Annotated in this window: 9 protein-coding genes and 1 pseudogene; 5 read left to right on the forward strand and 5 right to left on the reverse strand. The window is 68.8% G+C overall.

Going from position 1 to position 9083, the window contains the following annotated elements; translation table 11 throughout:
- Window positions 1–174: 174 nt before the first annotated feature.
- From AB0M52_RS25265 to AB0M52_RS25285, 5 genes and pseudogenes are all read right to left on the reverse strand, one after another.
- Window positions 175–471 (reverse strand): hypothetical protein, encoded by a 297-nt coding sequence (locus AB0M52_RS25265; RefSeq protein WP_363958342.1) that lies wholly within the window; start codon window positions 469–471, stop codon window positions 175–177.
- Window positions 468–815: pseudogene (locus tag AB0M52_RS25270) on the reverse strand (hypothetical protein); the annotation flags it as partial. The gene AB0M52_RS25265 and the pseudogene AB0M52_RS25270, both read right to left, overlap by 4 nt.
- Window positions 816–982: 167 nt before the next feature.
- Complete coding sequence (locus AB0M52_RS25275; protein ID WP_363958345.1) at window positions 983–2194, reverse strand: helix-turn-helix transcriptional regulator; 1212 nt, start codon at window positions 2192–2194, stop codon at window positions 983–985.
- A gap of 778 nt (window positions 2195–2972) precedes the next feature.
- The gene (locus AB0M52_RS25280; RefSeq protein ID WP_363958348.1) at window positions 2973–3803 is read right to left on the reverse strand and encodes a TrmH family RNA methyltransferase; all 831 of its coding nucleotides are present in this window, start codon (window positions 3801–3803) and stop codon (window positions 2973–2975) included.
- Window positions 3804–4001: 198 nt separating this feature from the next.
- Entirely contained in the window at window positions 4002–4835 is an 834-nt protein-coding gene (locus AB0M52_RS25285; RefSeq protein ID WP_363958351.1) for a phytanoyl-CoA dioxygenase family protein, read from the reverse strand.
- A gap of 152 nt (window positions 4836–4987) precedes the next feature.
- Between AB0M52_RS25285 and AB0M52_RS25290 the strand changes: the two genes are divergently transcribed.
- The 5 genes from AB0M52_RS25290 (at window position 4988) to AB0M52_RS25310 (ending at window position 8759) form a co-directional block, all read left to right on the forward strand.
- Window positions 4988–5482: a GyrI-like domain-containing protein gene (locus AB0M52_RS25290; protein ID WP_363958354.1), complete on the forward strand. Its 495-nt coding sequence runs from the start codon at window positions 4988–4990 to the stop codon at window positions 5480–5482.
- Between the two features lie 226 nt (window positions 5483–5708).
- Entirely contained in the window at window positions 5709–6416 is a 708-nt protein-coding gene (locus AB0M52_RS25295; protein ID WP_363958357.1) for an SDR family oxidoreductase, read from the forward strand.
- Window positions 6417–6612: 196 nt separating this feature from the next.
- The gene (locus tag AB0M52_RS25300; protein WP_363958360.1) at window positions 6613–7272 is read left to right on the forward strand and encodes a class I SAM-dependent methyltransferase; all 660 of its coding nucleotides are present in this window, start codon (window positions 6613–6615) and stop codon (window positions 7270–7272) included.
- A 706-nt stretch (window positions 7273–7978) separates the two neighbouring features.
- On the forward strand, window positions 7979–8101 hold the full coding sequence (locus AB0M52_RS25305) for a hypothetical protein (RefSeq protein ID WP_363958362.1): 123 nt from the start codon (window positions 7979–7981) through the stop codon (window positions 8099–8101).
- An 85-nt stretch (window positions 8102–8186) separates the two neighbouring features.
- Window positions 8187–8759 carry a GNAT family protein gene (locus AB0M52_RS25310; protein WP_363958365.1) on the forward strand — a complete coding sequence of 191 codons (573 nt, stop codon included), beginning with the start codon at window positions 8187–8189 and terminating at the stop codon, window positions 8757–8759.
- Window positions 8760–9083 lie beyond the last annotated feature (324 nt).

Here is a 9083-nt window from a genome sequence, read left to right on the forward strand (position 1 = left end):
CTCAGCCCAGTCTTCCAATGCGATCACCCCTCCAGCCTCGGAGGGGTCAGTCCCAATCCGCCGCTAGAGGGTCAGTCTCAGCGCGTCGTCGACAAGCCCTTCACCGTCGCGAATCGTGCCGGCCCCTTCGGTGTGAACTCTCGGCAAGCCGGCTGGATCTGGTGTCGTCCGAGGTCATCCAGCCTGCTGACGCTCGTGCCGGTCTGGTTCGGCCGGCACGGTTGCTGTACTCCGCTGCTGTACTTCCGGCGGCTCCCTCGTCCAGCCGATAAAGCGTCGGTGCAGTGCGCCGGCTGGCGCCCAGGGCATGTCCTCGGCGGCCTCGACGAGGTAGGCGCCGAGGTAGAGGGCCAGCGACACCGGCGCGTCGGCGTACTCCGCGCGCAGTTCCCGCCGCCGCGTCTGGCAGGGCCAGGGCAGGTCGCAGCCCCCGCAGCTCCAGATCGGCAGCACCGGGCCATGGCTGGTCACCGCACACCGCCCAGGAACCGGGCTACGCTCCAGCGGGCCTGCCTGCTGGTCGCCCACTCCACCTGCCAGCACGGGTACGGAGCCAGCCGCGACCACCACGCCCGGCAGCCGACACACAAGCCGTCGAGCCCTGGCACATGAACCGCGAGGATCACCCGCTCCGGGCCGCCGGTCACTGCTCACCCTCCTGGGGCCAGTGACCACGGCTGATCGGAATGCGGTGCCTGGCCTGGCAGGGCAGGTCGGCTCCGCAGCCGCAGATACGCCGCCAGTGCTGCCAGGACCACACCGGCCGATGCCGCCGGGCGAAGGTCAACGCGGTGGCTGAGAGGTACTCGTCGTACGAGACGCGCCGCACCTACCCTCCCTCGTCGCTCACGAGGGCGGCCTCTTCGCCCTCTGGTTGAGGGAGACGCGGCGACCAGGCGTGACTCGCACCGCCCGCCGCATCTCGTGAGCGAGAAGCTACGGTCAGTTGCGAGGCGGAATAGGTAAGGTTCCTACCCCTCGATCATGAGACGAGTCCGACCCTGGCCGCGAGGTCACGGGCGTCATCTCGGGTGGAACGCGGCCCGTCGAGCAGGTCCAAGGTGATCTGACGGGCGTACCCGTTGAATCGGATCGTCTCCGGAGCCGACTCGTACGCCTGCCGCAGCGTCGCCACGGCCGCTTCCTTGTCGTCCTTGCCGTAGTGCGCGCGAGCGACCTCGATGAGGTGGCGTGCCCGACGTGGCCTCGACGGGATCGCCGCCGCACCATGGCGACGGGCCTGCCGCACCGCCTCGCCGGATTTCTGCAACTCCACCGCCACGGTCACCGCATGAGCGCCCATGATGACCCGGGAAAACGACGTCTGCGGCTGGTAGAAGCCCTGTGGCAGGCGCTGCGCGACCCGGTCCGCACGATCCCAGTACCGCCACGCCCGACCCTCCTCACCGGCACGAGCAGCCGTGTACGCGGCTTCGAAGTTCAGCGCCCCCCACAGCGCCAACAGATTCGCACTTCCGTCGACCGCCTGAGACTCCAGAGCGGACAGCACGTCCAGCGTCACCAGCATCGCGGTGTCCCAGTCCCCGGCGTCCCGATGCACCTGGCACAGGAACCACCCCGCACCGGCAATCGCCTCTGGATCACCGGACTCCTGCGCCGCCACCATCGCCCGATCCGCCACCCGCCACAACAACTCGGCAGCGGGCTGGTAGGCAATGAACATCTGCGCCAGCCCGAGCATCTCCGCCAGCAGGGCCTGCGCCTGCCGCCGCTCGCCACCCTCGTACGCCAACACGGCACGCTGCCCGTCACGCAGCAACCCCGGCAACAACCCGCCCAGCACCGTACGGTGATCAGACGCCTGATGACGCGCTCGCCACGCCACCGCAAGCCGCTCCCTCAGACTGGGCAACGACTCCGTCGGGATGTCACCGGGAAGCGCGACGCGGTTCACGGCATTCCGGACCGACGCCAGCGCCGGATGCTCCGGCCCGTTGACCACAGCAGACCGGTCACCCAGCTGCACGGCCAACGCCGACAAATCGATCTTGAGGGCACGCGCGATCCGATCCAGCATGTGAATGCGCGGCGGCAGTATCCGATCCGTCTCCACCGCCTTAACCCACTCGGCGCTACGACCCACCAACCCACCGAGCACCGCACGGGTCTTCCCGGACCGCTCCCGGTAGACCTTCAACCGCTGCCCGAACGTCAACTCCGGCAAGGAATCCACCCGGAACCTCCTCGCGTAGCGCGGGATGCACCACCGACCCAACAGCCGCAATCACGCCCAACGCTACCGACCCGCAGGCCGCCTCATAACCCCTCACACGCCGGCGACTCCCTGCGTCCTGGCAGGCACCTCGACCACTCGCTTGTAAGTTCTGGGCGCTCCGTCCGGGCCGGTCCGCGGCACGTGCTGTACTTAGCTGCTGTACGGGCAGCAGAAAGGCCACCTTCATCAATGGAAGGTGGCCTTTGAACTGCGTGGACCTTACTTGGCAGAATCCGAACCACATTCCCGCAGCTCAGGGGCCGATCGTAACGGTTACAGCGGTAGGTAGGCGCACGGCCTGATCCGCCCAATCATCGCGACTGGGGGCAGCCACCTCGATCCACCATCATCAAGTGGTTGTCCCGCAGACGAGATCACAGTGCGCGCAGGTGCCCAGCCCGGAAGAACACAAAGCCGCGCGCTCATGCCTAGATCCGCGCTGGCCGAGTGCCGTCCGCAGTCCGTAGCGTTTCATGCCTCGGAGTCGGTTGGGAGTCGTTGCGTTGCGGCCGGAGGTCCTGGCGGGGCGGCTGCTATCGGCGACCTGCGCGTACGGCGCCAAGACCGGCATTCGGGCGGTCGCCGGATCCGCCCAGCACGATCACGGCGAGGACGACGTCCGCCCGCGCCCGTGTGGTGTCCGGCTGCGGCGCCTGTCCGCAGACGGGCGCCGCGGGTCAGGTAGCGCGATGGTGGCGGATAGATAGCCGCCGGGCGGCCGCCTGCGATCAGTGCGCTACCGCCGGGCGGCGGCGGCCCGCTGGCGTGCCGATTCGTACAGCATGACAGTCGCGGCGGTCGCCGCGTTCAGGGAGCTGGCGGACCCGAACATGGGGATCCGGACGAGCTGGTCGCATGCCTCGCGCCAGCCGGAGCTGAGGCCGGTGGTCTCGTTGCCGATCAACGTCAGGGTGGGTTGTGTGAAGTCGTACTCGGCGGCGTCCAGGATGCCGCGCTCATCGGTTCCCATGATGCTCATGCCGATGCCGTCGGCGCGGACGTCAGCGACCCAGGACAGAACGGCCTGGTGGGAGGGCACCCGGACCACGGGCAAGGCGAACAGCGAGCCGGTGCTCGCCCGGACCGCCTTCGGGTCGTACACGTCGGCGGCGTGGCCGGTGACGATGACGCCGCCGGCGCCGAAGGCGTCCGCCGACCGAACGAGGGTCCCGATATTGCCGGGGCTGGTGGGCCGATCGAACACGACGGTGAGCATGGTCGGACCGACCGGGATACGGCGCAGGTTGTCCTCCGGCAGCGCGACCACGGCCAGCAGCTCTGGAACCGTGTCTGCCTTACCTCCCAGTTCGTGCATCAGTTCACGCGAGACGGCGAACTTCTCGGCCCGGACTGTGTCCAGGGCCTCGCGTGCCCAGCCGGACAGCTGAGCGCTGGTGTCGTAGAGCAGCTCCCGGATCTGCCAGCCGTGTTCGACGGCCATGGTGATCGGGCGCACGCCCTGCACGAGGAACTCGCCGCGTCGCTGCCGCTTGGTCCGATTGCCGAGGAGAGCTTTCCATTGCTGGAACCGCGCATTGCGGCCACTCACTCGCAGAACCACTACCAACCCCGCCTCCGTCGCACGTAGCCCGCCCATGCCCTGCCTGCCACACTTCACCGGTCGGGGCGCTGTGCTGGATGCCGGCCGGGATCCGCCACGCACGCCTTCTTCCGGCGCCGCACTGGCGACGGCAACCTCACCCGCGCCGCGCCTTGGACCTCACCCTGGCTCCCCGAGTTTCCAACAAGACCTTCGGCCAGGCGCTCAGGAACGGACGGAGCAAGTCGCCCCGGCGCCGCGGTCGGTGCCGTCCCCGTCCGGACCGAGGGCGTCCTGTCCGAAACCCCGACGGATCGCGATCTCTACGGGTGAGTATGCGCCGTCGGCCCGCTCCAGTTCGTATGGTACGGCTGGCATCAGCGGCGGTTGGGCCATGAAGCGAGGCCGCGCTCCGTGGTGCGGTTGCGCCGCGTGCACCAGGAATGGGTGGCACAGGAAGACGTCGCCCGGAGATCCGGTGGCGAGGGCGAGCGGCCGGTGCTCCGAGGCCGCCACCAGGTCGGGCGCAAGGGCCAGTCCGCTCGCTCCGTCCTCCCCGTACTTCTCCAGCACCTTCGGCACGTCGAGGTGTGAGCCGACCCGGATCCGGGTCGGGGCATCCTTCTCACCGACCTCACTGAACAGGAACAGCATCAGCAGTGCCCGGCCCCGGGAGCGCACATTGGTGAAGTACCAGCTCTCGCCCTCCGGCAGATAGCTGCCCTCGATGTGCCAGCCCGCGTCGTCCGGCTCCTCTTCGTGCGGGAAGCGCAGCGGGAACGTGCCCAGCGAGTAGCGCGGCTCCCAGCGTCCCGCGCCGACGAGCAGGTCGTACGCGTGATGGAGGAACGGGGAGTTGGGAGCGGCGGCGAACGGCCCCTGCGCCATGCCGGGCACCCAGCGCACGGGCTGCGTCCACGTCGCTGGATCGTCCGGGTCGCAGCCCGTCTCCCGCCACAGCAGCCGCGCGCAGTCCGCTGCCACGCGCGGCGCGACGGCGCCCTCCAGCTTTACGAAGCCGTCGCGAAGAAAGCGGGATACCAAGGTCGTGTCATCCATGCCCCCCATCGTGTGGCGGCGCCGGTCTCGATCACCCGACATTTCCGCGCCGCTTTTGTCGGGTGCCCACCGGTGCGCTGCGACCAGGGTCGACGTCGGACGGAGGCTTGATGATCTCGGCACTCCGTCTGACCGTCGAAAGGAGCGAACACGTGGACACCCGCATCGTCGACCATCCCGAGTTCCGGCTCGTGGGGCACGCGGCCCGCGTCCGGCTGGTCCGTCAAGGCATCAACCCGCACATCCAGCGGCACATCACCGCACTGCCGACGGAGGAACACCTGCGCTTGAAGGCTCTCGGCAACACTGAGCCGAGCGGCCTGCTCGCGGTCAGCGACGACCTTGACCCCGACTACGCCGAGGGCAGCGAGCTGACCTACCTTCACGGGGTCGCCGTGTCCCCGGGTACGCCGGTCCCCGGCGGCCTCGAGATCATCGAAGTTCCGGCCGGCAGATGGGTGGTCATCCGGACCACGGGGCCGCATCCGCAGACCCTGCAGAAGGCCTGGGCCACGGCCGCAGCCGCGTGGTTTCCGTCCAACCCCTGGCGTCTGCGGCCAGGTCCGGAGATCGTCGCGGTGCTTGAGCCTACGAACGACTTCAGCACCGCGACCTGTGAACTCTGGCTGCCCGTCGAACCGGCGTAACGATCTGGCGAGCATCCAGACAGCATCAGGGGTCCGGCCCGGCGGCCAACAGGATGGCCCGGCTGCGGCAACCGAGCGCGAATACCCGGATCTGCCGCGAAGCGCTCGTCACCAAAGGTGACGCCGGCGCCGGCCGCTGGCGTCCGGCCGTAGCCGAAGAGCGGATGTCCCATCGTGACGCGGTCCTGTTGACCTCAACCCATGTTCAGGTGCTTCACTGCCGGCCATGAATATTGACGGGCTGCGCGTCGCTATCACCGGCGCTGGACGTGATACGGGCCGGTTGCTGGCAGAGGCCTTTGCCGAACACGGTGCACAACTGTTCCTCGCAGCCCGGAGTCTGGCAGCGGCCGAGCGTGTTGCCGGTGTGATCAGCCAGCGCGGGCCTGGTCAGGCGGAGGCATTTCGCTGCGATCTGAGCGAGGTCGATTCGGTGCGCGCATTCGCTGCAACGTTGGCCGATCGAACGGAGTACCTCGATGTGCTGATCAACAACGGTGCCGAATACATCGAAGGTGACGACCTGGGAGACGTCTCGGACGAGCAGATCGAGAGGGTGATGGCTGCGGGAGGGACCGGCACCCTACTGTTGACCAAGCATCTGATGCCGCTGTTGCGGGCCTCACCGAGGCCCGACGTCATCAACATCATCTCCGCCTGCGGCGAGGTCGGGCACCGTCGTTCTGGCGCGCATCCCGCGTTCTACGCTGCCAAGCATGCCCATGCTGGGCTCGCTGAGATCCTGTCGCACCGGCTCAGACCGGAAGGGATCCGGGTGGTTTCCCTGTTCCCGCCAGACTTCGTTCAGGACGGACCGCGACAGGCAAACAGCGACCTCACCGCCCGATCGGTCGTCGACTGCGTACTGTTCGCGGTCGGGCAGCCACGCGACTGCTTCATTCGCGAGTTCCACTTCGAGCAGGTCCGACATTGACCAGGACGGCGAGGTTAAGGCGGCTGCGCCGGCCAGCACGGGACCATCTCCCTGCCGCACTGATTTGCCGCGATCGGGTAGTTGCGCAATGCAACTCGTTGTGGGTGGAGTCGAACGTTCCCTTCTGTGTTCAGCTCGGCGTCCTGAGGTAGATTCGCCGCCGCGACGGGCCGACGACGGGGAGGGTCAGCGGGGGATGGACGCCAGTACCGAGGAACTGCGGGACGCGCACAACGTGCTGTCGGAGTGGTATGCGGAGAACCTGGTCGGGGTGCTGGAGAGCATGCCAGTCGAGCGCGCGATGCTCGACCTGTTCGCCGAGCTGACCTTGGCCGTGGGTGCGGAGGTCGCGGACGTGGGCTGCGGCACCGGGCGACTTCTTCCGTACCTCGCGGGCCGGGGCCTGTCGCCGCGCGGGGTGGATCTGTCGCCAGGGATGGTGGAGGTGGCGCGGCGGGAGCACCCGGGTTTCGGGTACGAGGTCGCCGATCTGCGGGAGCTGCCGTTCAGGGACGCGTCGCTGGCCGGGGTGGTGTGCTGGTATTCGTTGATCTTCCTGGCGCCGGACGCCCGGATACGGGCGTTTGCCGAGTTGGCCCGGGTCGTGCGGCCGGGCGGCTACCTGGTGGCGGCGTTCAAGCACGGCGACGGGACAGGGCATCGTAACGGTCCCGGTAGCCGCGTCGGCAGCCTTGGCATCGACTTCGATCGGTACTGGCTCTCGGCCCGGGAGATGGAGGACCGCTTCACTGCCGCCGGGTTCGCCCTGGTTTTCGAGGGCAGCACCCCACCCGAAGAGGCAGAGCCCCCGTACGGGTACATGCTGGTCCGCAAGACCGGCTCCGCGAACGCGTAGTGCGCGGATTTGCCGCTGACAAAAGCGCGGGTGCCGGCCGCCAGTGCAGCCGACTCTGTGCTCCGGTTCCCAGCCCCGGGCGAGACTACCGCTGACGCCGGATGGGGCTAGACCAGACGTCCTGGGTCGCGTCCGGACGCGGGTTCCGTCGTGAAGAAGCGAGCAGCGAGATCAAAGCTGGCCGAGTAGCAGGCAGACGGCCGCCGCACCGACTTCGAACCACGCGACCGATACGCGGACCCGCACCGCAAGAAGACGTTTCCCCAGCCCACCGCACATCTGGCCGAGGCAGTTCGCGCACTGCCAACCACGGGCTCACGTTTCCCCAGGTCAGGAACTATCGGTGGACCATACTTGGCAGAATCCGAACCACATTCCCGCAGCTCAGGGGCCGATCGTGACGGTTCCAGCGGTACGTAGGCGCACGGTCCGACACGGCCAATCGTCGTGATCTGCGGGCAGCCACCTCGATCCCCCCATCATCAGTGGCTGCCCACCGAGCAACTCGCACTATGCCCGGATGCCTGCCCAGCGCAGCCCAGCCCTCGCGAAGAACACAAAGCCGCCCTCTCATGCCGATGAGCGTGCACCTGATCTTGATAGCTTCGGTCCGTTGTGCAGCAGTCTCCCTGTAGGCGCTCACGCACACCAAGCGAGCCGCCCTCGCCGACGACTTGGCCGGGCACAGCGCCATCGAGGGCTGCGGGTGGCGGCGACCGACGGGCCCTTCGCCGCCGGGACCGGCCCGCTGGTCAGCGGCAGCACGCTGGCGCTGACCATGGCGATGGCCGCGCCGCGTACTGCAACGACCTCACCGGGCCAGGCGTAACCACCTGCAGGGAACGCTGCGCCATCGCCTGACGGCCGCCGGCGCGGGGCAGCGGGCGGCCCGGCCCGTCACTACGGTACGGAGGATGGACAGCTCCCACCCGCCGGTGGCCGGCATCGTGCACCAGGCGCCCGGCTCGACCGTACGGCTGCGCCCGGTGGCCGAGGACGACCTGGCGATGTTGCGCCGGTTCGCGGTCGAACCCGGGCTGATCGGGCTCGACTGGGCCGGCTTCCGTGACGCCGCCGCGCCGGCCCGCCGCTTCGCCGAGGACGGCTATCTCGGCGAGCGGACCGGCGGCCTGATCGTGCAGGTCGAGCCGGCGGCGGATGCCCCGGCGGGCTACGTCAGCTATCTCCAGGGCCAGTACGGCGGGCGGGCGCCCTACTGGGAGATCGGCGTCGTGCTGCTGCCCGAGTGGCGCGGCCAGGGCATCGGCTGGCGGGCCCAGGCGCTGCTCTGCGACTACCTGTTCAGCCACACCCCGGCGCAGCGCATCCAGGCCAGCACCCACGCCGAGAACGCCGCCGAGCAGCGGTCGCTGGAAAAGGCCGGCTTCCAGCTGGAGGGGGTCGTGCGGGCCTGCGAGTTTCGGGCCGGCGCCTGGCGCGACGGGTGGCTCTACAGCCGGCTGCGCGACGACCCGTCACCGCTGTAACCGAACGGCTCGGCGTCCCCGCGGTTGTGGGTCGCGCCGTTGCGGAAGACGTCCGCGGCAACAACCCGTGTCATGGCGGCTGAGCCTGCCCAGCGGGCTAGCACTTGAAAGACCAGCAGTGTTCGCCGCTGCAGCCGGTAGCGACGTGATCCACGGATCGTGGCTAAGTGCGCTCCTCCTCCCACGGGTTACCGGTGTCCGCTTGGGCCGAAAAGCACATCGGGACGCCGGGGTAGCGCTGGAGGAATTCGCGCTCGGCCCGCTGCGGATCAGGGGTGCCAGGACCTTGCCGTACGACAGGCCGCCCAGCGCCCCGCTGACGAT

It is taken from the genome of Micromonospora sp. NPDC051296 (assembly GCF_040682255.1).
Classification (GTDB): domain Bacteria; phylum Actinomycetota; class Actinomycetes; order Mycobacteriales; family Micromonosporaceae; genus Micromonospora; species Micromonospora craterilacus.